This window comes from Paraburkholderia sp. BCC1886 (assembly GCF_900996245.1).
Taxonomy (GTDB): domain Bacteria; phylum Pseudomonadota; class Gammaproteobacteria; order Burkholderiales; family Burkholderiaceae; genus Paraburkholderia.
This window is the reverse complement of the sequence record NZ_CAAJGK010000077.1, coordinates 1-783: the sequence shown is the minus strand read 5'-3', so window position 1 is coordinate 783 and position 783 is coordinate 1. Positions and strand designations below refer to the sequence as shown.

Below are 783 nucleotides of genomic sequence, written 5' to 3'. Positions count from 1 at the left end.
AACCCTGCATCCACAGCGGCGCGCGATGCGCCGAGTGCGGCGTTCAGCTTGTCGGCCAGAGGTTCGAGCACCTTCGTGTAGTTCTCGCCGCTGCCGAGACCCCGGCCACCCGACACGATGATCTTCGCCGACGTCAGTTCCGGACGGTCCAGCTTCGTCACTTCGCGCGAAACGAACTGCGAGATGCCGCTGTCGGCTGCGGCTTCGATCTTCTCGACCGTCGCGCTGCCGCCTTCGGCTGCGACCGCGTCGAAACCGGTCGTGCGGACCGTGATGACCTTAATCGGGTCGGCCGATTGCACGGTGGCGATTGCGTTGCCGGCGTAGATGGGACGCTCGAACGTGTCAGGGCTGTCAACAGCAGTGATATCGCTGATCTGCGCGACGTCGAGCCTGGCGGCGATACGCGGGGTGATGTTCTTGCCGTACGGTGTAGCGGGCGCAAGGATGTGCGTGTAATCCTTTGCGATGTTCAGCACGGTCGCTTCGATATTTTCAGCGAGGCCGGCTTCGAGTTGCGGTGCGTCGGCCAGCAGGACTTTGCTCACGCCTGCGATCTTCGCTGCTGCATCCGCTGCAGCCTGAGCGTTGTGACCCGCGACCAGCACGTGAACGTCACCGCCGATCTTCTGCGCAGCGGCGATGGTGTTCAACGTCACCGGCTTGATCGACGCATTGCCCCCCAAGGGGACCTGCTCTGCTGCGTCGTGTTCTGCGATTACCAGATTCGTCATTACCCTGTCTCCTTCACAGCACTTTGGCTTCGTTCTTCAGCTTCTCGAC

The 783-nt window shown here is 62.2% G+C and carries 1 protein-coding gene; it reads right to left on the bottom strand.

The annotated features are described in order from the left end of the window. Positions 1–734: electron transfer flavoprotein subunit alpha/FixB family protein (locus FQ746_RS26650; protein WP_144112788.1), on the bottom strand; the 734-nt coding region annotated here is incomplete at its 3' end. Positions 735–783: the final 49 nt, after the last annotated feature.